15 protein-coding genes are annotated in these 25,238 nt (G+C 63.1%); 2 read left to right on the top strand and 13 right to left on the bottom strand.

Annotated elements, in window-relative coordinates; all coding sequences use genetic code 11:
* Window positions 1-252: 252 nt before the first annotated feature.
* Both HGO38_RS16895 and HGO38_RS16890 read right to left on the bottom strand, forming a co-directional pair.
* On the bottom strand, window positions 253-1,137 hold the full coding sequence (locus HGO38_RS16895; protein WP_250957066.1) for a methylated-DNA--[protein]-cysteine S-methyltransferase: 885 nt from the start codon (window positions 1,135-1,137) through the stop codon (window positions 253-255).
* Window positions 1,138-1,215: 78 nt separating this feature from the next.
* Window positions 1,216-1,698 carry a DUF2244 domain-containing protein gene (locus HGO38_RS16890; protein ID WP_250957065.1) on the bottom strand — a complete coding sequence of 161 codons (483 nt, stop codon included), beginning with the start codon at window positions 1,696-1,698 and terminating at the stop codon, window positions 1,216-1,218.
* Window positions 1,699-1,735: 37 nt separating this feature from the next.
* Here HGO38_RS16890 and nth point away from each other — a divergent pair, with 37 nt between their 5' ends.
* Entirely contained in the window at window positions 1,736-2,506 is a 771-nt protein-coding gene (gene nth / locus HGO38_RS16885; protein ID WP_250957064.1) for an endonuclease III, read from the top strand.
* Here the strand turns inward: nth and HGO38_RS16880 are convergent.
* From HGO38_RS16880 to HGO38_RS16865, 4 genes are all read right to left on the bottom strand, one after another.
* Window positions 2,480-3,205 (bottom strand): sulfate transporter family protein, encoded by a 726-nt coding sequence (locus HGO38_RS16880; protein ID WP_250957063.1) that lies wholly within the window; start codon window positions 3,203-3,205, stop codon window positions 2,480-2,482. The genes nth and HGO38_RS16880 overlap by 27 nt on opposite strands.
* A 101-nt stretch (window positions 3,206-3,306) precedes the next feature.
* Window positions 3,307-4,632 (bottom strand): tetratricopeptide repeat protein, encoded by a 1,326-nt coding sequence (locus tag HGO38_RS16875; protein ID WP_250957062.1) that lies wholly within the window; start codon window positions 4,630-4,632, stop codon window positions 3,307-3,309.
* A complete protein-coding gene (locus HGO38_RS16870) occupies window positions 4,629-5,981 on the bottom strand; it encodes an HlyD family type I secretion periplasmic adaptor subunit (protein WP_250957061.1) in 1,353 nt (450 codons plus the stop codon). The genes HGO38_RS16875 and HGO38_RS16870 overlap by 4 nt, the downstream gene beginning before the upstream one ends.
* Window positions 5,953-8,145 (bottom strand): peptidase domain-containing ABC transporter, encoded by a 2,193-nt coding sequence (locus tag HGO38_RS16865; RefSeq protein WP_250957060.1) that lies wholly within the window; start codon window positions 8,143-8,145, stop codon window positions 5,953-5,955. The genes HGO38_RS16870 and HGO38_RS16865 overlap by 29 nt, the downstream gene beginning before the upstream one ends.
* 319 nt (window positions 8,146-8,464) lie before the next feature.
* On the opposite strand from HGO38_RS16865, the gene HGO38_RS16860 reads away from it, so the two are divergent.
* The gene (locus HGO38_RS16860; RefSeq protein ID WP_250957059.1) at window positions 8,465-9,670 is read left to right on the top strand and encodes a glycosyltransferase family 4 protein; all 1,206 of its coding nucleotides are present in this window, start codon (window positions 8,465-8,467) and stop codon (window positions 9,668-9,670) included.
* Here HGO38_RS16860 and HGO38_RS16855 read toward each other — a convergent pair.
* From HGO38_RS16855 to HGO38_RS16825, 7 genes are all read right to left on the bottom strand, one after another.
* Window positions 9,661-11,184, bottom strand: coding sequence for a tetratricopeptide repeat-containing glycosyltransferase family protein (locus HGO38_RS16855; RefSeq protein ID WP_250957058.1), 1,524 nt, complete (start codon window positions 11,182-11,184; stop codon window positions 9,661-9,663). The two genes, HGO38_RS16860 and HGO38_RS16855, sit on opposite strands and share 10 nt — an antisense overlap.
* Window positions 11,181-16,241, bottom strand: coding sequence for a tetratricopeptide repeat protein (locus HGO38_RS16850; RefSeq protein WP_250957057.1), 5,061 nt, complete (start codon window positions 16,239-16,241; stop codon window positions 11,181-11,183). Before HGO38_RS16850 ends, HGO38_RS16855 begins: the two co-directional genes overlap by 4 nt.
* A 49-nt stretch (window positions 16,242-16,290) precedes the next feature.
* On the bottom strand, window positions 16,291-16,680 hold the full coding sequence (locus HGO38_RS16845) for a DUF6165 family protein (protein ID WP_250957056.1): 390 nt from the start codon (window positions 16,678-16,680) through the stop codon (window positions 16,291-16,293).
* 49 nt (window positions 16,681-16,729) lie between these two features.
* Entirely contained in the window at window positions 16,730-21,319 is a 4,590-nt protein-coding gene (locus HGO38_RS16840) for a beta strand repeat-containing protein (protein WP_250957055.1), read from the bottom strand.
* A gap of 182 nt (window positions 21,320-21,501) precedes the next feature.
* Window positions 21,502-22,458 (bottom strand): UDP-glucuronic acid decarboxylase family protein, encoded by a 957-nt coding sequence (locus HGO38_RS16835; RefSeq protein ID WP_250957054.1) that lies wholly within the window; start codon window positions 22,456-22,458, stop codon window positions 21,502-21,504.
* A gap of 142 nt (window positions 22,459-22,600) precedes the next feature.
* Window positions 22,601-23,263, bottom strand: a complete 663-nt coding sequence (locus tag HGO38_RS16830; RefSeq protein WP_250957053.1) for an exopolysaccharide biosynthesis protein — start codon at window positions 23,261-23,263, stop codon at window positions 22,601-22,603.
* Between the two features lie 112 nt (window positions 23,264-23,375).
* On the bottom strand, window positions 23,376-25,217 hold the full coding sequence (locus tag HGO38_RS16825; protein ID WP_250957052.1) for an ABC transporter ATP-binding protein: 1,842 nt from the start codon (window positions 25,215-25,217) through the stop codon (window positions 23,376-23,378).
* Window positions 25,218-25,238: the final 21 nt, after the last annotated feature.

Genomic DNA, 25,238 nt, shown 5'->3' with positions numbered 1-25,238 from the left:
CCGGATCGCTCGAAACATCCTCCAGAGCATCGACGGCCCAAAGATTCCGATCAGCCATCGCATCAAGAAATGCGCCTGGAACGACGACTATCTCATCACCGCTCTCGGCCATATGCGATAGCCCTGCCCCTTGAGGGGGAGGGCCTAACCCAGCCTTGCCCTTGGTGATCGAGCCGAAACGTGGCCGTGAGTCTTCTCCCCCCTTGTGGGGGAGATGGCCGGCAGGCCAGAGAGGGACTTTTTTTGATCCGACTACACCTTGCCCGCCTCCCAGCCGAGCATGGCGCGTTTGCGGGTCAGGCCCCAGTGGTAGCCGGTGAGCGCGCCGCTCTTGCCGAGCGCCCGGTGGCAGGGCACCACGAAGGAGATCGGATTGCGGCCGACAGCAGCCCCGACCGCGCGGCTGGCCGTCGGCTGGCCGATCTGCTGGGCGATGTCGGAATAGGTGACGGCGCGGCCGAGCGGAATGCGCAGCAGGCTCTGCCAGACCCGCACCTGGAAATCCGAGCCGATCAGCACGACGCGCAACGGTTCCTCCTGCGACCAGCGACCGGGATCGAACACCCGGGCCGCATAGGGCGCGGTGGCGATCTGGTCGGCCGCGAATTCGGCATTGGGCCAGCGGCAGGCCATGTCGTCGTAACAGGCCTTTTCGCCGCCGGCATCGGCAAAGGCAAGGCCGGCGAGGCCACGATCGGTCGCCATGACCAGCGCCTGGCCGAAAGGCGACGGATGAAAGCCGTAGCGGATGGTCAGCCCCATACCTTTCGACTTCCACTCGCCGGGCGACATCGCCTCATGGGTGACGAACAGGTCATGCAGCCGGCCGGGGCCGGACAGGCCAAGTTCAATCGAGGTCTCCAGCAAAGGCAGGTCTTCCTGCCGCAGCAGCCGCTTGGCGTGATCGAGCGTCACCGCCTGCAGGAAGGCTTTCGGCGACAGGCCGGCCCAGCGGGTAAAGGTCTTCTGCAATTGGGTCGGCGACTGGCGCAGCGCCGAAGCGATCGTCTCCAGCGACGGCTGGCTCTGGTATTCGACCGTCAGCATCTCGATGACGCGGCGAACGGTCTCGTAATCATCGCCGTCGGGCGTGATGTCGGTGGTGGCGGACAGGTCGATCTGTTGGGCAAGGGTCATAGTGCAGTCCTCTATCGTCGGAGGACTTCACCACGGACCGCCAGCCCGCGCCACCCGATTCTTGCCACAGCTAGAGCCTCAGATGCGCTGCTTCACCGTGGCCAGCGCCAAGCGGAAGGCCTTGGCGAAACTTTCGCGATCGTCCGGATTGAGAAACGAACCGACATCGGTGCGCCGTCCCTCGCCGGTCACCAGCATCGAGGTAATGCCGATCTCCTCGTGGCGACGCACGAAGAAGCGTGCCCAGAACGGATTGAACCGATGCTCGGTCATGCGGCCCGACGGCGTGAACTTGCGAATCAAAAGACGGCTGCGCGACACCACCACTTCCTCCCGCGCCCGTCCGGAGCGGTAGTTCAGCAGAAAGGCGCCATAGAGCAGCAGGAAATCGAGGCCGAAGAACAGGCCGATCGGCCAGGCGCCGGTCATCACGAAAAACAGGGCGTGGAGGAGGCAGACGCTGCCGGTCAACAGCAGCAGGATGCGGAAGCCTTTGCGCCCGAGCGAGCGGTGCGGCACGAGTTCGGCTGCAAAAATCGGTTGTTCGATGGTCTGGTCCACGTTGCCTTCCCTTGTCGTGCGCGATTATAGATTGAGGATGACGGTTCCCATCAAGAAATCCAGCACCGAAACTTTGAAAAAGTCAAATCCCGCCGCCGTTCGAAAGAAGCGGGCGCCGCGCAGCGCCTATTCCAAGGCCGAGCTGGACGAGATCTTCCGGCGTTTCTCGATCCAGCGGCCCGAGCCGAAGGGCGAGCTGGAGCATGTCAATCCGTTCACGCTGATCGTCGCGGTGGCGCTATCGGCCCAGGCCACCGATGCCGGCGTCAACAAGGCGACCCGTGCCCTGTTCAAGGTGGCCGACACGCCGGAAAAGATGCTGGCGCTCGGCGAAGACACGGTGCGCGACTATATCAAGACCATCGGCCTCTACCGCAACAAGGCCAAGAACGTCATTGCGCTGTGTCGCCGGCTGATCGACGAGTATGGCGGCGAAGTGCCGATGAGCCGCGAGGAGCTGGTGACACTGCCCGGCGTCGGCCGCAAGACTGCCAATGTGGTGATGTCCATGGCCTTTGGTATCCCCACTATGGCTGTCGATACCCATGTCTTCCGCATTGCCAATCGCATCAGGCTGGCGCCCGGCAAGACGCCGGACGAGGTGGAGGACGGGCTGATGCGCGTGATCCCGAAACCCTACCTGTTCCACGCCCATCACTGGCTGATCCTGCATGGCCGTTACTGCTGCAAGGCCCGCAAGCCGGAATGCGAGCGCTGCGTGATCGCCGACATCTGCAAATCGCCGGAAAAGACCTGCGACGTGCCGGCCCCGCTGGTCGAGCTACCGGCGCAGCTGATCGGCGAATAGCGGATCCTTCTTCGACAGCAGCTTGTGCAGATGCACCATCATGCCGGCGGCAAACAGCGGCGTCAGCAGATTGACGATCGGAATGGCCAGGAAGGCCGAGATCACCAGCCCGCCGACGAAGACGGTGCCGGAATGCTTGGAGCGGAACAGCCGCGCTTCGGTCGGCGTGCGGAAGCGCATCGCGGCGAATTCGAAGAATTCCCGGCCGAGCAGATAGCCGTTGACCAGGAAGAAGGCGATGATGTTGATGCCCGGCACGAAGAGCAGAAACAGCGCGATGATATTGCCGATCAGCACGACGCCGAAGAATTTCAGCGACGACAGAAGCGCGTCTCCAAGCGGCATGGCCATGCCCGGCGGATCATTGGGATAATCCCGCTTTTCCAGAACCTCGGCCACATCGTCGAGGAACAGGCCGGCAATGATCGCCGTCACCGAGGACAGCAGCAGCGCCAAGGCCAGCGCCAACCCGATGCTCGCCAGAATGCCGAACAGGAATGTCAGCCATCCCGCCCATCCCGGCATGCCGGTAAAGATCCCGTCGAACATCGGCAGGATGAAGCTGACGAAAAATCCCCGCAGCGTGAACCATAAGCCGATCAGAACGACCAGTGTGAGGCCGATGACCTTCCAGAACACCGAGCGGGTCTCGGGCGCCAAAAGATTGGACAATGCAAGCCTTGCCGCGTCTAGTATCATGTCTGGTCTCCGTTCGACAGCAAGGCTGATGTAGGTTCGCCATGCGGGCCGGGCAAGGGCGCCAGGATGCCGCAGTTTTATCGGCAAGGGGAACGACGACGTCAGGCCACCCAGGAAGCTTGGCTATGTTCCATGCGCTGCAGCAGCTGGCGGCACAGGGCATCGTCGAGATCGGCGCCCTGCTGGAGGACCTGACGGGCCGCATCCGGCTCGGGCGGATCGGCATGGAAGCCGTAGAATTCGCCGAGCGCCGACAGGGCTGCGAGATCGCCGGCGGCAAGCGCATCCTCAAGCAGCACCCGTGCCTGGGCAAGATCCACCGGACCGCCGATGCCCTTCATCAGGAAGCGGCCGAGATTGATCATCGCGATGGTATGGCCGTTGCGCGCCGCCATGGCGAACCAATGCCGGGCCTGCTGATGGTTCTCGCTGACCTCCGCCGCTCCCGTCGCAGCGGCCACCGCCATCTGGAACTGTGCGGCCGTATCGCCGCAAAGGGCGGCCTTTTCGAGCCAGAACAGCGCCTCGACCGCATCCGCTACGACATCGATCCCGTGCCGATAGCGCTGCTCCAGATCGCGGCAGGCCCGCCGGTCCCCCATGCGTCCCAGCGTCGACAGCCAGCGGATGCCGCGGCCCTTGTCGGTATCAGTTCGTCCGGATGCGAGATAGTATTTCGCCAGCTCCTCGATCGAGGCGCGATAGCCTTTGACGGCGCAGGAGTGCAAAAGCCGCAGCGCGCCGCGTTGATCCTGTTCGCCGCCCAGACCTTTCAGCAATTGCAGGGCCAGATAGTGCCGGGCCGTCAGGTTGCCGCCGTCAGACGCAATCCGGAAATGCAGCCGTGCCGCCAGATAGTCCGGTTCGCCGACATGACCGCCGGCCAGAAGCGTTCCAAGACCAAGATGCGCCTCGATCTGGCCCGCCGCAGCGGCCGGACGATAATAGCCAAGCGCCGTCTGGGCGCAGACCTCGCCGCCGATCCCGGAGGCATAGAGATAGCCGGCCAGCGCCATTCCGTCGATATTGCCGACCTCTGCGGCTTTCAGCGCATAGGCCCGTGCCGCCTCGGGCTCGGCGGTCAGTCTCGCAGCCCCCCGATAGAGCCTGGCGGCGGCCGGCGAGGAGCCGAGCGCCGGATGCGGCGTCAGAAGATAAAGCCGGGCGAGCAGCGCCATTGCGGGCACGCAGCCCGCGTCGGCTGCTGATTTCGCCCAATGGCGCGCCATCGACAGGTCGCAGATCACGCCCTTGCCGCTTTCGTAAAGCCGGGCCAGTTCATAGGCTGCCTCGGCATGCCCGGCCTTGGCCGCACGGGTCAAAAGGCCCGCGGCCTGCGCTCTTCGTCCCGCGGCAAGCTTTGCCTTGGCGCGGCGAAACCGGAAGGCGGCCGCCCATTGGATGGTAACCCCGGGAGAAAGCGTCATGGCTCCCGCATGCCTTCCGTCACCACCGGAACGACGCGGTCGAACAGATAGGCCGCCACGGTCTGGTCGCCGACGACAACGTCCGCCGTCAGCGTCATGCCGGCAATCAGCCGGAAGTCGGACGGATGGGTCTTCAAGGTCGGATCGGTGATGTCGATCTTGGCCAGATAGACGGAGCGGTCGGCGCTATTGCCCTGCGACACCGTCAGGCTGTCGGCGCTGATCGTGCGGACCCGGCCGCGCAGCGAGCCGTGGCGCGCATAGGGCCAGGCATCGAGCTTGATCTCGACCTCCTGGCCGACCTGGATATAGCCCTGCTCCTGGGTGGAGATTTCCGCCTCGACCTCGAGGGCCGAATCCGCCGGCACCAGGATGAACATCTTCTGCGCCGTCTCGACCACCGAGCCGATCGAGATGTCACCGATCTGCAGCACCACCGCATCCTGCGGCGCGCGAAGGCCGATCAGGTCATGGCGCTTGTCGGCCTTGGCGAGCTGTTCCAGCGCCGAGTTGAGCTTGCCCTCCTGGGTGACCAGCATGGACATGGCGTCGGACCGCCATTGCTGGACATAGTTCTCTTCCTGAGCCTTCAGGGCGCCTAGCTCGTGCACATTGCTCTGCAATTGTCCGTCAAGCTCCGCGACCGTGCTTTGCACGTCGAGCCTGAGGTCGGCCGCCTGCAGCGCCTCGGCGCGGCTGGCAAACTTCTTCTTGACCAGCTCGGCCTTCATCGCCTCGCTTTCTTCGCTCAGTGCCAACCGCTGGCGATAGAGGTCGAGCTCCGATTGCAGCTGCGCCCGATTGGTGGAAAGAGCCGCCGACCGGCTGCGATAGCTCTCAAGCGCTGCCTGGTACTGGGACCGCCGCGCCTGGAAAAACCGCCGCTGCAGCAGGCTGAAACTGTCGCCGTCAGTGGGAAGATAGTCGGTGCCGTCGATCTCGCTGCGCAGCCGCAGCACCTCTGCCGTGAGGCTGGCCACTTCGCGGCGAACGGTGGTCTGGTCGGCCTGCGAGAAGGTCGGATCGAGCGTCGCCAGCATGTCGCCGGCCTTGACCACCTGTCCTTCGCGCACATCGATCTGCCGGACGATCGACGTCTCTAACGGCTGCACGACGATATGCGGCGCCTGCGAGGCGACACGGCCCTTGGTGCTCACCACCCGCTCGATCGGCATGACCACGGCAAGGCCGATGGCGCAGGCGATCAGGGCGGCAAGGGCCGTAATTGTCAGCCGCGCGCTGCGCGGCGGCGTCGCATGCAGGATGCCGGCGCTTTCCGACAGGAACTCCGCCGTCGTGCGCACCGCATAGCGGTGTTCGTCAGGCGACAGCGATAAGGTCTTGGTCATGGTCAATTCCTGGGCCGAGATGCCGGTTCTGCTGGTTCCACAAATGGCGATAGTCGGTCGAACGGCGCAGCAATTCGCCATGGGTGCCGCAATCCTTGAGCTGCCCGCGATCAAGCACCAGGATCTGGTCGCAATCGACCAGCGAGGAGAGCCGGTGCGAGATCATCAGCACGGTGCGCCCGGCGGCAATGCGCTGCAGGTTGCGCAGGATGATCGCCTCGCTTTCGGGATCGAGCGCGCTGGTCGCCTCATCAAAGACCAGGACCGGCGGATTGGCGACAAGGGCGCGGGCGATCGCCAGGCGCTGGCGCTGGCCACCGGAGAGATTGCTGGCATGCTCCTCCAGCATCGTGTCGTAGCCGCGCGGCAGCCGCTCGATGAATTCGTCGGCGCCGGCCAATTGCGCCGCCTCGACCATTTCCTCCGGCGACGCGTCGGGCTTGCCGACCAGGATATTGTCGCGGATCGAGCCGCGGAACAGAAAACTGTCCTGCAGCACGACGCCGATATGGGTGCGCAGATGGTAGAGTTCGATCTCGCGCAGCTCGACGCCATCGATGCGGATAAGTCCGCTATAATTCTGGTGCAGCCCCTGCAGGAGCCGGGTGATCGTCGTCTTGCCCGAACCGCTGCGGCCCATCACGCCGACGATGCTGCCCGACTTGATGCCGAAGCTGACCGCATCGAGCGCCGGCGAGGCCGTGCCGGGATAGGCGAACCTTACCCCTTCGAACTCGATGCGCCCGGCGATCTTCGGCCGCACGCCCGCCTCGCGCCGCGCCTCGGGCGCTACATTGACGATCGACGCCACCTGCTTGAGCGCACCGCGCGCCTCTTCCAGCTGCTGCATCATGCCCGCCATCTGCACCATCGGCTGGGTGGCGCGCATGGCGATCATGGTGAAGGCGACCAGCGTTCCGGTCATCACCGCCTGCTGGTCGGTGATCGCCATATAGGCGCCGATGCACAGCGACCCGGCATAGATCAGCTTTTCGAGCGGCGCCAGCAGGGTCTGCGGCTGGTTGGCGAGCGTCAGCAGTTCCGTCTGCCGCTTGACCGATTCGGCCACCCGCTGGTCCCATTCGCGCCGTTTCCGGCCTTCGAGCGCCAGCGACTTGATGGTGCGGATGCCGTTGATCGTCTCGATCAGCATCGACGTGCGGCGGTGCTCGCTGTTCATCACCTCGCCATAGGCGCGGCGCACAGGTCCCATATAGGCAAACAGCACGAGGCTCATCAGCACGGCAATGCCGATCACCCAGAAGGTCAGCGCCGGGCTCAGCATGAACATCGCCGGGACGAGGACCAGCAGAGACAGCATGTCGAGCATCGCGCCGAACAGCTGGCCGGTGATGAAGGTTCGCAGCCGCCGTGCCTCGCCGAGCCGGTGCACGATGCCGCCGGTGGCATTCTGCTCGAAGAACTCGATGGGCAGCCGCGACAGCCGGTCGAAGATATGCAGATTGACCCGCACCTCGAGCTTGGCCGTGGCAATCGCCGTGACCGAGCGCCGGAGATAGCCGAGCACCATGTCGAAGACCAGCACGACGGCAATCGCCAGCGCCATCAGCGTCAGGGTCGACACCCGGTGATGGACGAGAACCCGGTCGATGACCACCATGTAGAGCAGCGACGGCACGATCGCCAGGACGCCGAGCGCCATGGCGGAAATGAAGATATCGCGGACCAGCCGCTTTTCCCGGAACACCTGCCGGGCAAGCCAGGAGAAGCTGAAATCCTCCTGCTCGGCCTCGACGGCCGCCTCTTTCTTCAACAGCAGCACCGAGCCGTCCCAGGCTTCGGTCAGGCGCAACTCGTCGACCACAAGCCGTGGCGCGCGCGGATCGGCCGGATCGCGCAACACCATCTGCGGCGTGTCGCGATCGTCGATGAAGCGGTCGAAGACCAAGATGGTGCCGTCCCTGAGCCGGATCAGCGCCGAAACGTCGCCTTCAAGGCGTGTGAGGATCTTCCAGGACAGGCGGATCGGCTTGGCTTTCAGGCCGTGTTCGGCAGCAATCTGCGCCAGAGCAGCAAAACTCGGATTGAACCCCTGATCGCCGTAGTCTCGATGCAACTGCTCGACCGACAGCGACAGCCCAAGCCGTTGCGCTGCCACAACCAATGCAGCAAAAGCGGACCCGGCATTGTCTTGCGCCGCCAAATCCCTTTCCTGACCATCCATGGAACGAACCTCACCCTAATTGCAGCTGCCGCAACAGCAGCCCATGCGCACCCGTAAAGGGGACACACCAAGCCGTTTCGAGACGGACTGATGGCCCCAACAGAGCCGACCCTAGGCAGGCAAGCTTTCGCGATGCTGGAGTGATCGGCCTTTCTGCGGGAATAACGGCCTCGCCCAAGCCACGGTGCATAACCGCCAGGCCCAGCGATCATGCGATTCCCTTCGGCCATCAAGCACACTAGGTTCGAAGGGCCGAGAATCAGATCGCCCGACAGCACAAAAAACAGAAGCCAAAGCCATGACCGCACCAAGCCGGAAAAAGCCGATCATCATCCACTGGGGCATTTCCAGCTTTTTCGGATGGGGGATTTACGGCCTCAATCTGGCGCTCAACTGGTCGAACGATCCGGAGCTGGAGCCGGCCAGTTCCTTCCCGCTGCAGAAGGACCAGATCGTCGTCGACCCTTTGCGGCAAAGGGCGCTGGCCGGTTTTACCGCAAGCTCGGCCGACCTGGTCCGCAAACTTCAGGAAAACGCCGGCAAGCAGATCTCGGTCAATGTTCCGGTGCTGGGCGCGCTCGGCAACGATTTCCAGATGGCATCCGGCGCCCACAATGTAACGCTTTCCGGCAGCCCGACCATCGGCGTGGTGTTTTTCGAACTGCCGCAACTGAGCAGCCAGACGCTGGAGCGCGCCCGCGCCCTGCCGCTGATCGTCGCCGGCTCGACCTGGAACGAGGACATCCTGCGCGCCCACGGGCTGAGCAATGTCACGACGGTGATCCAGGGCATCGACCAGACGCTGTTTCACCCCGCCCAGAAACAGGGCGTGCTGGCTGATCGCTTCCTGGTGTTTTCGGGCGGCAAGCTGGAACTCCGCAAGGGCCAGGACCTGGTGGTCGCCGCCTTCGCGCGTTTCGCCAAACGCCATCCGGATGCGCTTTTGGTCAGCGCCTGGCACAGCCCCTGGCCGCAATTTGCCCTGACGCTGAACGAATCCGGCAAGACGGCGCCGCTTGCGCTGAACGACAAGGGCGGCATCGACCAGGCCGCCTGGATTGCCGCCAACGGCATCGCCCCGTCGCAATTCATCGACCTCGGGCCGGTGCCCAATGCGCTGATGCCGCCGATCCTGCGGGAAATGGACGTAGCGCTGTTTCCCAACCGCAGCGAAGGCGGCACCAATCTGGTGGCGATGGAATGTATGGCCTGCGGCGTGCCGACCATTCTCTCGGCCAATACCGGCCATCTCGACCTGATCGACGGCCGCAACTGCTATGCGCTGGAAAACCAGGCGGCGGTCGCCGGTGCCGGAAGCGGCGTCGGCACGGTGGCCGGCTGGGGAGACAGCAGCATCGACGAAATCGAGGAAACGCTGGAGCGCGCCTATACCGACCGCAACGATGCGAGGCGCCGTGCCGAACGGGGGGCGGCCAAGATCGCCGGCCTGACCTGGTCGCGCACCGCCGATGCCATGAAGCGCATCGTCAAATCCTACGCCTGAACCCCGAGCAGTCGCCCGATCTCATAGGCGGCGGTCTCGATGGCAGGCGCAAAACCCGTTTCATCGGTCTGGCGGCAGAGATGCATGGAGGGATACCAGGGCGTATCGCGCCTCTCCATCATCCAGCGCCAGTCCGGCACGCGCTTCAACAGCGCCACGGACGGCACGCCCAGTGCACCGGCAAGATGCAGGGGCGCGGTGCATACCGACACCATGGCAGAGAGCGAGGTCATGATGGCGGCGGTATCGACAAAGGCGTCCGGCCCGCCGTCGAAATCGGGACCGGGATGTTCGAGCAGGAATGGCAGCCCGGCAACCTTCCAGCCGGACGGCGTCTCCGCCGGCTCCAACTGGTCCGCCTCAAGCTTCTGCAGGGCGATCAGCCGCAGGCCCGGTCGCACGGCAAACGGCGCCAGAGCCAGCGGTCCATCGAGACTGCGGCCGCGCTCGACCGGCGAGGCCGGATTGCCCTGCCAGACGAACCCGATAGCCTTTGCGCCGGCGTCGAGCGCCAGCCGGTGTCTCCACAGGTCGACAAGCTCCGGCTCGGCCGCCAGATAGGAGACAGCCGACGGAACGGACCCCGGTGTCAGTTGCAGGCGATGCGGCAGACCGAGAAGCGGCACCTGCAGGTCGACCGCGCCTTCCGGCGGATTCTCGCAGATCACCCGGTCAGCGCCGGCGACATTCCTCAGCAACCGCACCAGCCGTTCCGGCACCTGCAGGATGACCTCGCCACCCAGCGATTGGACCAAAGGCAGCAGCTTGGCGAACTGGATCGTATCGCCAAGCCCCTGCTCGGCATGCACCAGAAGCCGCTTGCCGGCAAACGGCCGGCCATCCCAGTCGGCAATCGCCTGGTGGCGCGCAACCGCTGGAAATCCCGGCGTCTTCCAGCGCCATTCGTATTCTGCAAAACCTTGCGCGAAATCGCCAAGTCGCAGCAGCGCCAGGGACAGATTGTAATGGGCTTCCGCCAGATCGGGATAGAGACGGACGGCGGCCCGCAGGTTCTCGACGGCCCCGAACGGATCGCCCAATTCGCCGAGCGCATTGCCGAGATTGTGCAGCGATGTCTTGTGAGCCGGATCGATCGACAGCGCCAGGCGATAGGCCTCGGCTGCTAGGGCGAATTCACCGCCATTGGCATGGGCAATACCGAGATTGGCCGCGACATCGGCATTGCCGGGCTGCAGCGCAACGGCGCGCTGATAGACCGGCACCGCCTCTGCCGATCGGCCGGCATCGACCAGCGCATTGCCGAAATTGAACCAGATCTCGCCCCCGATCTCGCCATTGTCCGGTGCCAGCCGCAGCACTCGTTCGTAGAGGGTCAGCGCGCCCGCCAGATCACCGAGCGACCGTCGTGCGGAGGCCAGCAGCCGCAGGGCGTCGACATGATCGGGGTGTTTTGCCAGGATCGCATCGTAAAACACGGCTGCCCCGGCCGCATCGCCTAAGCGATGCTGTTCGAAAGCGGTCTTCAGCAGGTCTTCGGCTGTCGGTCCACTCATCGGCGCGCCTCGACGAAACCAGCCAGCGCCGCGGCCGCCTGCCGCGCCACGCTGCCCCAGTCGCCGGGCGTCGGCTGGCGAAACAGCCGGACGCTTGGATACCAGGGGCTGTCGGTGCGATGTGCCATCCAGCGCCAGTCGGCATTGTATTTGAGCAGGGCAAAGGTCGGCACCCCCAGCGAGCCCGCCAGATGCAGGGTCGAGGTGCAGGAAGAAATCACCAGGTCGAGAGCGGAAATCGCCGCTGCCGTGCTGGCAAAATCGCCAAGGCTGGCGCCGGGCACATCGATCCGATCGGCATAGGCAAAGCCGCGCACCTGCTCCAGCCCATCGGCATATTGCAGGCTGACGAAATGGGCGCCTTCAGCCTCAAACAGCGGCGCCAAAGCCTCCAGCCGCGGCGAACGGCCCTGGTCGGCCCGGGCGTTGGGATTGCCCTGCCAGATCAGGCCGACCCGCACCGTGTCAGACTTGGCAAAGCGCTCACGCCACGCGGCGATCCGCTCCGCCGCAGGCTGGAAACGGGCCGGTGCCGGCAAGGTTTCCAGCGTCGTACCGAGCGCCAGCGGCAGGCTAAGCATCGGCACTTCGAGATCGGCAGCGTCGATGCTGTCGATGCCCTGGCGCAGGATCGTCACATTGTTCTTTTCAAAGACAAGTGTGTTGAACAGACTGATCAGCGGCTCGCGCAATTCCAGGAGCACATGGCCGACGCGGCCGGCCGCCTGCGCCACGAAGCGGGCAAACTGGATCTGGTCGCCAAAACCCTGCTCGCCATGGATCAGCAGAACCTTTTGCGTGTCCTCGCCCTGCCAGCGCGGCACGGCAAACGTCCGCGGCACCATTTCGGCGCCCAGCCAGCGGTATTCGTAATCCCGGAAACCCTTCGGCAGGTTGCCGGCCATCAGATGCGCATGGCCGCGGTCGATCAGGGTTTCGGCGTCGCCGGGGCTCAGCTCCAGCGCCGTGTCGAAGGCGGCAATCGCCTCTGAGCAACGGCCCAGATCCTTCAGTGCATTGGCCTTGCCGCGATAGGTTTTGGCCAGATCCGGCCGCAGCGACAGGGAGGACTCGTAGGCGGCGAGCGCCGCCTCGAAACGGTTGGTATCGCGCAACAGATTGCCAAGCGTCATAAAGGCCTCGGCCGAAGGGGCCGCGTCAAGGCTGAGGCGCAGCAGGCGCTCGGACTCTTCGACCTTGCCGATATGGCGCAGCGCAATGGCATAATTGGTCTGGAAGGCGGAGGTGCCAAGGCCCAAACGATCCGCCGCCTGCAGAAACAGCGAGGCACGGTGATAATGCTGCGCCTCCAGCGCCAGGGCGCCCAGCATATGCAGGGCTTCGGCGCCATGGCTGGGTGACCGCAGCAGCGCTGCATAGCCGGCCTCGGCTATCGAGCGATCGCCCGCTATGTGTCGGGCCAGCGCGTCCCCAAAGGCAGTCGCTTCGTCGGCCGGTGGACGGGTCGGAACGAGTGGCTCGGCGGTCTCGAACAGCACCGACCGATCGCCGCCCACCAGTTGCCGCAACGCAGCAGCCACCCTTGCAGCGGCTCCCGCGAACGGCCGGCTCTCGATTTCGCCTTCCACCCGTCTAAATACGCGGGTCCGCGGATACCACGGGCTGTCGCTGCGCCCTCTGAGCCAGCGCCATTCGGCATGGGATTTCAGGATGACCCAGGTCGGTTTGCCGAGCGCCCCGGCGAGATGGGCGACCGCGGTGTCGGAGGTGATCACCAGATCGAGGTTCATGATCAGCGCCGCCGTGTCGGCGAAGGCATCCGGACCGTTGTCGAAATCTTCATCCGGCGTCTCGACCGACAGACGACCGCCAAGCGCTGCGATCTGTTCCTCGCCGGCACCTTTCTGCAAGGCGATCAGCCGCAGGCCGGGAATATCGGCCAGAGGCTCCAGAACCTCCAGCGGATAGCTGCGCCCCTTGTCCACCTTCGGATCGGGATTGCCCTGCCACACCAGCCCGACGCGAAATCCGGGTTTTGGCGCAAGCCATGAGGCCCAGCGGGTGACGCGGGCCGCATCGGCACTCATATAGGAGGGTGCTGCCGGAATGCGCTCGACCACCGTTCCGCAATAAAGCGGCAGGCTCATCATGAAGACGTGATAGTCGAGGGCGGGCACGGTTTCGGCCTCGCCGATCACGCCATCGACGCCGGGCGCCGTGGCGATCAGCGACGCTATTCTGCGCCGGCAGCCGACAATGACCTTGGTCGCACCCAATGCCTTGAGCTGCGCCACATAACGGATGAACTGGAAGGCATCGCCGAACCCCTGTTCGGCCAGCACCAGAATGGATTTTCCGGCAAGACTTTCGCCCTTCCAGGCCGGCAGCCTGACGCGGTCCTTGGCAATCCCCAGCGATTCGACATCCAGCCGGCGTTCGTAGAGCGGCAGGCCGCGGGCATAGTCGCCCTCGTTCATCAACGCCATGCCGAGCGCCATTTCGGCATCGGCATAACCGGGCCGCAGCGCCATCGCCTGCAGGAAGGCCGCTTTTGCCTCCTCCTCGCGACCGGCATCCATTTCGCTGATGCCGAGATTGCTCCAGCTCTCGGCATGATGGGGCACGGCCCTGGTGGCCTGGCGCTGGAACCAGCAGGCGATATCGGCCAGTCCGTAATTGCGCTCGGCGACGCCAAGATTGCTCCAGGCATCGGCATTGCCGGGCTCGAGCACGATCGCCTTTTCCCAAGCCCGTGCGGCCGCATCGGGTCGCTGCAGCTTCAGCAGAACGGCGCCCCATTGCACCAGCGTAGCGGCGTTGCCCGGCTCGATCTGGACCGCCCGACGCAACGCATTGTCCGCCTCGTCAAGCCGACCGAGAGCGGTCGCGGCACTTGCAAAGACCGACAGCGCATGGGCCGATTTTGGAGATCGCGCCAGCACGGACCGCGTCCGCTCCAGCGCCTGTTCCGCCTTGCCGGAGGCCACCTCCCGCCGGGCCAGCGCCATATGGCTCGGCAGATGCAGGGGATCGGCCTGCAACCCGTGGCGAAGGGCCCGCAGGCCATCGGCGGCATGGCCGGCACTCTCCAATGCCACGGCAAAATTGCTCCAGTGATCGGCAATATCAGGCGCCAGGCCCACCGAGCGGGCCGTTAGCACCACCGCATCACGCGTGACCGCGCCGCGCCGGCCGCCCGCTTCGAGCAGGGCCATGCCCAAGAGGTTATGCACAAAGGCCGCGCGATAGCCGACCGCCAGCAAATGCCGATAAATCCCGATCGCGGCGGCATAATCCTTGCGCTGGTGCGCGGCAATGGCGCCGTCCAGATCCGCGTCGTTGTCGCTTGCCGCGGGCGCTCCTGCCACCGGCATGGACAATAACAGGCGCAACTCATCGACCACCGCGCCCAAGACCGGCGGCCAGCGGTCCTTCTCCGATTGCCGGAACAGCCGCATGGTCGGATACCAGTCGGTCAGGCTGCCCTCCATGCCCCAGCGCCAGTCTGGCGCCTTCTTCAGGAGCAGCCAGACCGGCCGGCCAAGCGCTCCGGCCAGATGGGCGATGGCGGTATCGGTGGTGATGACCAGATCCAGCGACAGCATCAGGGCGGCGGTATCGAGGAAGGCCTGCGGTCCACTGTCAAAATTGGCGCCCGGCTGCAAGAGATGCAGTCCCTCCGGTGCCATCTGTTCGCTGCCGAAGCCACGCTGCAGGGACACGAAGGTCGCGTCAGCATTCAGGGCAGCCAGCGGTGCCAGTTCGCCAAGCGCCAGTGAGCGGCCCTTCTCGCCAAAGGCCTGCGGATTGCCCTGCCAGGCCACTCCGATCCGCAGGCGCGGCGCGTCATTTTGAGGCACGGACGGATCGTTGAAGACGAAGGAGCGCCCTGCATTGGCCTGGAGATAGGGCACGGGGAAACCCACCTCTTCCGGCCCGATCCCCAAGATCCCCGGCAGGGACAGCAGCGGCAGGCAATAGTCGGCCGCCGGCGCCGTCCCATCGTCGGCCTGCAGCACGGCACGGCCCGAGGGATCGCGGAACAGCGCAAATGTCGACAGCAGGGCTTCAAGCTGCGGCTGGCAGACGAAGACCAGACGCCCGACGCGCTCCATCAGGCGCGGCAGGAAGCGGAGGAACTGGATCGTGTCGCCAAGGCCCTGTTCATGAAAGACCAGCAGGGTTTTGGCCGACATGTCTTCGCCCCGCCAGCGCGGCGCCTGGGTGAGGTGTGGAGCGGGCGGCGTCTGGCCAGCCTCGTCGCGCAGATCGTAGTCCGCCCAGGCCGCCTGCCATTTCCCGGCCAGCAGCCGCACGCAGGCAAGATTGAACCGGCTCAGCGTCTGTCCACCGTCCCGGCCGACCAGATCCTGCAGCACCCGTTCGGCCTCCGCGAGGCGGCCGAGATTGCGCAGCGACGTCGCCAGATTGTTGGCGGCACCGAGATGGTGCGGCTCGATCGCCAGAACCTGTTCGTAGCAGGCGACAGCCTCGTTCTCGCGCATCTGGCCCTGCAGCACGACACCGAGGTTGAAAGCCGCCTCCGGGCTTTGTGGTTGGATTTCCAGAGCGCGGCGGAGCGACAGTTCTGCTGCCTCGACGTCGCCGGATTGCAGGAGCACATGGCCGGCCTGGGTCAGGAAACCCGAATCCTCGGCGTCGACCGCCAGCGCCGCCATGCAGGCAGCCTTCGCCTCCGGCCATTTCCCCGCCGAAGACAGCGCCAGAATGAGATTGCCATGCAGGCCGCGGGACAGCGGCTCCAGCGCCAGGCCGGCCCTTGCCATCGCAATGGCCCGGTCGTTCTGACCGACCGCGATCAGCGGCAGGATGATGTTCTGCAGGATGGCAGGATCGTCCGGCATGCTCGATAGCGCTGCCTCGAAATAGCCGAGCGCCTCTGCGGAACGGCCGCAAAGATGAAGCGCCAGACCGAAATAATGGCTGATGGCCGTATCGTCCGGCGAAGTCCGGTGATGGATCTCCAACCATTTCACGGCCTCCGCAAGGCGCCCCGCGCCGATCAGCGCACAGCACTCCGCAATGCCCGGCACACCGGTGCCGCCGCCATCAGGACTATCGGTTACAGGCAACACGATCCGCCCCCAAACCCGGAAGGCAGATCACAGGCGACCGGTCGCACGCCTATTGCACGCCGTACGGACGATAGGATTTTTCCTCGATGATCGACGAGCCGAGCTCGACATTGATCTTTCGCTTGAGATCGGCGCGACGGTCATTGGTCACGTAGACCGAACGCGCCAGCGAAACGAACCGCTCGCCGAAATCGCCGGCATGTTCGCAATCGCGGATCTCGTCTTCGATCGTCCACAACGAGGTATTCACCGCGCGCAGCTCGCCCATGATATCCTGAACGCCGCCATGGCCCTCGACGGGCGCCAGCTTTTCCGTCAACAGGACGAGCTCGCGCCGCACATTGGCACGCTTCTCGCCATCCTCGATCCGTTCGGCCTTGATCTGGAGTATGGTGATCTTGTCGATCAGCTCACCCCATGACACCGGAACTTCAATCATTGCAGTCCTCCGATTCGCGTCACGAAATTAGCGCCCGCATCGAGCGCTATCAACTCCAACTAAAGTCACTGGCCGTCAAATCGTCTGCGGTCTTGCCGGTCAGCGTCAGATTCATGTCCACCGATCCGTCGCCATTGGTATCCACGGACAGGGTGGACGTGCCGTCGGTGAAATAGGCTTCCGAATTGCCGGTCGCCGACAGTGTAGTGCTCGTGCCGAGATAGCTGAAGGTACCAAACAACAGGCTTTTGAACACCAGCTTGTCCGTGCCATGGACGAAATCGGTGATCTTGTCGGCATTCGAGCCTGTCGATTGCGAGGCCGATGTGAAGGTGAACAGATCGGATCCGTCACCGCCGGTGACCGTATCGCGGTTGTCGCTGAAGGTCACGGTATCGCTGCCGGCACCGAGATCGACGATCATCGATGAACTGCCGGTGAGCACAATGACGTCGCTGCTGCTGCTGCCGGTGATATTCTCGACATCGACAACGGTCAGTGTCGAACCCGAGCCAAGCTTGAGATAGTCGTCGCCGGCTCCCAGGTCGATGGGCGCACCGCTGAAGATACCGGACAGCGTGATCGTATCGTCACTGCTGGAGCCGACGATGGTTTCGACGCTGGCCAAGGTGGCCGTCCCACCGTTGGTGAAGGTGATGCTGTCGATACCCGTTCCCAGGAAGAACTGGCCATCGGTGACCGCTTCCATCACCAGCACGGTATCGCTGTTGCTGCCCCCTGCGATGGATTCGACATTGTAGACAGAAACCGTATTCGTGTAGCTGCCGAGCGTCAGCGTATCGGTGCCGTCCGCCAGATCGATCTCGATACCGGTCGCGGCCGCCGACAGTGTCACCTTGTCGGCACCCGAGCCACCCAGCACGGTTTCAACACCGGTGATCGACACCGTGTTCTGGCTTGAACCCAGCTGCAACTCATCCTGTCCGTCGCCAAGCGCGATCAGACCGCTGTGGGTCGCGCTGGTGATGATGATCATATCATCGAAGCCCTGGCCGGTAATGGTCTCTGCACCGCTGACTGACACGGTGTTGGCCGCATTGGCGAGGATCAGCCTGTCCGATCCGTCGCCAAGATCGATATGACCGTCTGTCCACTGGGTGGCCAGCGTGATCGCATCGGCATAGGTGCCGCCGGAGATCGATTCGACATTGGACAGCGTTGCCGTCAGGCCGGATGTCCAGGCAATCTCGTCCTGGCCATCGCCGAAGTTGTAAATGCCATTGCCGGTCGATCCGGAAATCGTGACACGATCGTCGCCCGTCGATCCGACCAGCGACTCGACGCCGGCAATCGTGATCGTCGCCGCATTATCGCCGAAGATGACGGCATCGGTGCCGCTGCCGAGGTCGAGATACCCTTCGCTGTAGGTTCCCGAGAGCGTGATGCGATCTGCGAGCGTACCACCCGTCACCGTCTCGACGTTCTGCACGGTCGCCGTATTGTTGGAATTGGCAAAGACCAGGGTATCGACGCCGGATTTCAGATTGATTTCACCGCCGGTATAGCTTTCGGTCATGGTGATCATGCCCGCACCGACATTGCCGACGATCGATTCGACGCCGGCGCCCAAAATCGTCCCGCCATATTCCGACAGGGTCAGCGTATCGGTACCGCCCGCCAGTTTGATGATCGCGCCGGTGACCCCCTTGGAGAAGACGATGTCATCGTTGCCGGCGCCACCGGTGATCGTCTCAATGCCGGAGACAGTCAGCGTGTTGCCGGTTGAAGACAGTGCCAGACGGTCATTTTCCTCGCCCAGGTCGATGAAGCCGGTATCGCCGGCCGACACGGTGACAAAGTCTTTTCCGGCGCCACCGGTCACCGTTTCGACACCGGAGACGGTCGCCGTGCCGCCAAGATCGTTGAAGGTCAGAAGATCCTCGCCGTCGGCGAGCGAGATCAATCCCCCCGTCATATAGGTCGAGAGGCTGACGATATCGTTCATGTCCGAACCAATGACCGACTCAATATTGGCGATCGTGACTGTTCCGCCATCCGCCGAGAAGGTCAGCAGATCGGACCCAAGTCCAAGATCAAGGGTCATGCCGGTCACGGCCGTGCCGAACGTGATCTTGTCGCCATTCGTGCCGCCGGTAATGTTTTCGACATTCGATATGGTGGCCACATTCACGTAGTTGGCGAAGATGACGCTGTCGACCCCTTCGCCGAGATCGATTTCGACACCGGTGACCGTCGACTTGAACACGATGGTTTCAGCGCCAATGCCGCCGGTGATCGTCTCGACGTTGACGGCGGTGACCGAGCCACCATTGTCGCCGAAGGCGAGCGTATCGTTGCCGGTCCCCAGGTCGATGATCGTTGCACCGCCGACTGTGTCGATCGTCACGAGATCCGAGCCCGTCCCACCGGTAATCGTCTCAGTGGCGGAAATCGTGATGGTGTTGCCGCCATTGGCCATCAGAATGGTATCGTTGCCGGCGGACAGGTCGATCGAGCCATCGAAGGAGTTGGACAGAATGATCTTCTCGATTCCGCTGCCGCCGGTGATCGTCTCGACATTGCTCACTGTGAAGGTGACATTGCCGCTGGTGGTCAGCGTGTCTTCGCCGGCGCCCAGATCGACGTAACCATAGGTCACCGTACCGCCAAGCGTCACCTCATCATCGGACGTTCCTCCGATGACGGTCTCGACATTCGAGACCGTCACGGTGGCGCCGTCGTCGCTGAGTGTCAGCTTGTCATAGCCCTGACCAAGGTCGATCGAGCCGGACGTGAATTCCGAGCCAAGCGTGATGATATCGCTGGACTTGCCGCCGACGATCGTCTCGGCATTGAGGATCGTGGCCGTGTTGTTGTAGCTTCCGAACGTCACCTTATCCGTCTTGGCACCAAGATCGATATAGACGCCCGTGACCGTATCGTCGAACACGATGGAATCGACGCCATCGTCGCCAAGGATGGTTTCCACATTGGTAACCGTCACCGTGCCGCCGGCAAGAAGTGTCAGCGTATCGATACCGCCGGCCAGATCGATTTCTGAACCGGCGATCGCGCTGGTAAAGATGATGTTATCCGCCTTGGCATTGCCGGTAATCGTCTCGATCAACGCAACCGATACGGTGTTGATGTAATTGGCGAGCGTCAGGCTGTCCTTGCCGGTTCCGAGCGAGATCAGGGTGCCGGTTAGCTGGCCCGTGATCGTGACCAATTCGCTGCCGGCACTACCGATAATGCTCTCGACATTCTTGATGGTGACTTTGCTTTCCGTTCCCGAAAGGGCGAGATAGTCATCGCCTCCCCCGAGATCAATTGTCGCCCCAGAGGTCGAGACGGCCAGGCCAATCCAGTCATCGGACGCGCCACTGGTCAACGTTTCAACATTGGAAGCCCTGATCGTGTTGATCTCGTCGCTGAGGGTGAGGCTGTCGAGACCTGCAGCCAGATTGATGACGCCGTTCGTCAGTTCGGTCGTGACGGTAATGACATCGGACGACGCGTTGCCGGAAATGGTTTCCACATTGGAAAAAATTGCCGTATTCCTGAACTTTCCGAGCAGGACACGGTCGCTGCCATCGCCCAGATCGAAACTGCCGCCGGTCACGGCCGTTCCAAACACGATATATTCCTTGCTCTCCCCGCCGATCACCGTCTCGACGTTCTTAAGCGTGGTTGTGCCGCCATCCTCGGAAAACACCAGCGTATCGTCGCCGCCTCGAAGGTCGATCAGACCGCCGGACTTTACCTCCATCATCGTCACGATATCGTCATTCGAACCGCCGTAAATCGTCTCGACCCCATAAATGCTCACGGTGTTGACGAAATTGCCAAGCGTCAGGATATCGTTGCCCTTGCCCAGCGAAACGTAGCCACCGGTGAAAATAGACCCGATCGTAATCGTATCCGCGGACTTGTTGCCGACAATGCTCTCGGCATTGGAAATCGTCAGCTTGTTGGTATACGCACCGAGAAGGAGCGTGTCTTCTCCATCTCCGAGATCGACCACGGCCTTGGACGCGTTGGTATTCAATGACACCCTGTCGTCGCCATCGCCGCTGACGACCGTCTCGGCATTGGCCACGACAAAGGAGACACCGTCATCCCCAAGATGCACGTAGTCGGACCCGGTTCCAAGATCGATACGGCCTGATGTGATTTCGCCGCGCAGCGTGACCGTGTCATTCTTGGTGTTTCCGTAAACCGTCTCGACATTGGACAGCGTGATCGTGTTGGCATACTTTGCCAGCGTTACTTTGTCGGCCCCATCGTTAAGATTATAATGCCCACCCGTCATCTGCGTGGCAACGACGATGACTTCCTTGCCGTCACCACCGACAATGGTCTCGATATTGCTGACAGTCGCGGTCGCGCCTGCATCCGACAGGTTAACTCTGTCATTTCCGGCCTTCAGATCAAGCTTCCCTGACGTCAGCGCCGTGTCGTAGACCAGTCGGTCGCTCGATGTGCCGCCGATAACGGATTCGACATTCAAGAGCGTGACCGTGTTGTCGAAATTCCCCAGAACCAGCCGGTCCAGGCCGCCGCCCAGATTGAGTTCGGCGCCTTCCACCTGGGTGGAGACGGTGATGAAATCCGCAGCGGATGTCCCCGTCACGGTATCGAGATTTGTTACGGTGAGTGTTTTGCCAGTCGTAGCCACAGCTATTCCCCGTTACTGGGTTGGTGACGACAAACCAAGGCCGCCAATCAGACAGGTGATGGCCGAAGAGGTCGGCCGGCGATTCATAAAAACATTAAAGTCGCAAGCTGACCCCAGACTGATCAGTATGCTGAATTGTCAAAATATCGCGCCGACCGCTGAACGTGGAAAAACCACGCCCATCAAGCCGCCACAACGTTGAGCGCGCGCTCGAAATAAGCGACGGTTTCCTTCAGTCCGGCCCGCAATGCGATGCACGGCTGCCAGTCAAGCAGGGCCTGCGCCCTGGAAATATCGGGACGGCGTTGCGCCGGATCGTCCTGAGGAAGTGGCATGAACAGCAGGCGCGACTTCGAGCTGGTCAGATCGATGACCATTTCCGCCAGTTCCAGCATGGTGAACTCGCCGGGATTGCCGAGATTGATGGCCTGCGGCTCGGCCTGATCGCTGTTCATCAGCCGGATGAGACCATCGACCAGATCGTCGCGATAGCAGAACGACCGGGTCTGGCGGCCGTCGCCGTAGATGGTCAGGCTATGGCCCTTCAGGGCCTGGACGATAAAATTGGAAACCACCCGCCCGTCGTCGGCGCGCATGCCCGGCCCGTAGGTATTGAAGATCCGGGCGATGCGGATATCCGTGCCGTGGCAGCGATTATAGTCGTAGAACAGCGTTTCGGCACTGCGCTTGCCTTCGTCATAGCAGGCGCGAATGCCGGTGATGCTGACATGGCCGCGATAATCCTCGGGCTGCGGATGCACCAGCGGATCGCCGTAAACCTCCGATGTCGACGCCTGCAGGATTCGCGCCCCGGTCCGGGTCGCCAGATCGAGAAGGTTCATCGCGCCGATGACATTGGTCCGCATGGTGCGGATTGGATCGGCCTGATAATGGACAGGAGAGGCCGGGCAGGCCAGGTTGAAGATCTGATCGACCGGCGCATGGAAAGGCTCGCAGACATCCGCCCGCACCAGGCGAAAGCGATCGGAGCCCATATAGGCGGCAATATTGTCCAGCGAGCCCGTATGGAAATTGTCGAGGCAGATGACATCGTGTCCCTGCGCCAGCAAACGCCCGCACAGGTAGGAGCCGAGAAAACCGGCACCGCCCGTCACCAAGATCCGCTTGCTCACGCCCATCCGCCGTCCCTCGTCGCCAAATCATCTGGCCCATGCCGGCACAAGATGAGCCGACGATCCTTTTTGAGGATAGGCGATCGAGCTTTCGCGAGGCTTGTCGAGGATCAAGACGCGGCGCGACACCAAGGTCGGAAGCGGCAGATCAGCCCATTGACGTGGTCAGCAGGAAGATGAACCCCTTGACCAGGGCGACCAGGACGCTGGCAACCACGGCGATCGACACGCCGACCAGGACAAAACCGGCCACCACCACGAAACCGTCGCGCTCAAGGATTCCAAAGGCAAACAGGCAGATTGCCAGTGCGGGAAGAATATTGCCCAGCGGGATCGGCAGGGCCAGGATGATCGCCATAAAAAGACAGAGGAAGCCGATCAGATATTCCATCGGCGGATAGACGAGAAACACCGCTCTTGGCCGCAACATCCGCTCGCCGCGTGCCAGCCACGGCGAAATTCGCGTGACGATCGACCCGAAATCCTCGCGCGTCATGGAGCGATCGGCGATGATCTTCGGCAGCCACGGCGCCTGGCCCAGCATTAACTGGGCTGACAGAAACACAAGCGGCGCACCCAGCACCGCAGAGGTCCCCGGCGGCGTCGGAAAGACGTTCGGCAGCGCGAAGATCAGCAGCAGCGCACCGAAGGCCCGGTCGCCCATCGCCTGGAAAATATCCGACACCGACACCCTGGCCTTCGTCTGGTCCGTTGCAATAGCGTTGAGGATCTCCGACAGCCGCCCGCCCCGTTTGCGCGACGCCCGATAGTCCCGGCTGTCGTCGCACTGCTCCTGCTCGTCCAAAGTCATTCCGGCTCCCTGCCGATCACGTTTCACCGATCATATGTAAGAAGGTTGTAGCACCGCACAATGACCGATGTTGGACAATCCGATCAGCCGACCGCCGTCACGGCCGAGAAGTTCAGGCCTGGACGAGATGCCCCTCGGAGATCTGGTTGTAACGGCGGGTAGGCGGGACGAAGCCGACCGCCCGGACCGGGCTCTTGATTTCGTCCGTCGACACCGCCCGCTTGATCAAGCGCCGTGCCGGATCCGGTACCGGAACCGCCGCCATCAGTTTCTTGGTATAGGGATGTTGCGGGTTCTCGAACACGGCTTGCCGCGGTCCGATCTCGACGATCTCACCCAGATACATGACGGCGACGCGATGGCTGACCCGCTCCACCACGGCCATGTCGTGGCTGATGAACAGATAGGCCAGATTGAAGCTCTGCTGCAGATCCAGCAGCAGATTGCACACCTGCGCCTTGATCGACACATCGAGCGCCGACACCGCTTCGTCCGCAACGATGACCTTGGGATCGAGGATCAGCGAACGGGCAATCGCGATACGCTGCCGTTGTCCGCCTGAAAATTCATGGGGATAGCGCCGCATCATATCGGCGCTCAAGCCGACGCGCTCCAGCAGATCGGCGGCCTTTTCCCGCGCCTGTCGCTTGGTTCCAAGCCCATGCTCGATGAACGGCTCCATGACCGCCGCTCCGACGCTCATGCGCGGATCGAGGCTGGCGAACGGATCCTGGAAGACCATCTGGACGCTGCGCCGCATCTTGCGCAGATCGGCCCGGTCGAGATTGACGACATCGAAGCCGTCAAGGGCGATGGAACCGCTCGACGGCTCGACCAGACGGGTGATCGAACGGCCGGTCGTCGATTTTCCGCAGCCGGATTCCCCGACCAGAGCCAGTGTTTCGCCAGGCCGCAGATCGAAACTGACATTTTCGACCGCATGCACGGCGCCCGATTTGCGCCCGAGCAGGCCGGAGCGGATATCGAACCGCGTCGTCAGGTTGCGCACCTCGAGGATCGGCCGCTTGCCGATATCGAGTACGCCGCTTTCGGCCTCCGGCTCGAGCGTTGCGCCGCTGGCGATATCGATCACCGGAAAGCGCATCGGTCGCTGGCGCCCCTCCATCGACCCGAGTCGCGGCACCGCCGACAGCAGTGCGCGGGTGTAGGGATGCTGGCCACGATGGAAGATGTCCTCGGTCGGTCCGCTCTCGACCGCCTCGCCGCGGAACATCACGATGGTGCGGTCGGCGACTTCGGCCACCACGCCCATGTCATGGGTGATGAACAGAACCGACATGTCCTCCTCTTCCTGCAGGATCTTGATGAGATCGAGGATCTGCCCCTGGATGGTGACATCGAGGGCCGTCGTCGGCTCGTCGGCGATCAGCAATTTCGGCTTGCTGGCCAAAGCCATGGCAATCATTACGCGCTGGCGCATGCCGCCGGAAAACTGATGCGGATATTCGTCGTAGCGCCCCTTGGCATTGGGAATCCGCACCTTCTCCAGAAGGCGGATCCCTTCCGCCCGGGCGTCTGCCCGCGATAGATCCGAATGGCATGTCAGCGCCTCGGCAATCTGGCTTCCGATAGAGAAGATCGGGTTGAGACTGGTCATCGGCTCCTGGAAGATCATCGAGATATCATTGCCGCGAACCTTGCGCATCGATTCACTGTCGAGCGTCAGCAGTTCGCGGCCGTTGATCTTGATGCTGCCCTCGATCTTGGCGGCATTCTTGGGAAGCAATTGCATGATCGACAGCGACGTGACGCTCTTACCGGAACCGGACTCGCCGACGATGGCTACGGTTTCGCGCGGCCCTATGTCGAAACTGACATCGCGCACCACCGGCCGCCAATGATCGCCGATCCGGAAGGACGTCGTCAGGTTCTTGACCGACAGGACCGGACCCTGAGCCCCTTTGCCGCCATTGCCTTCAATCCCATGCGCCATGAATAGACCTTCCCGTTCTCG

This window comes from Rhizobium sp. CG5 (assembly GCF_023701945.1).
Classification (GTDB): Bacteria; Pseudomonadota; Alphaproteobacteria; order Rhizobiales; family Rhizobiaceae; genus Allorhizobium.
The sequence above is the reverse complement of the archived record's forward strand: the minus strand, read 5'-3'. Positions and strand labels throughout refer to the sequence as shown.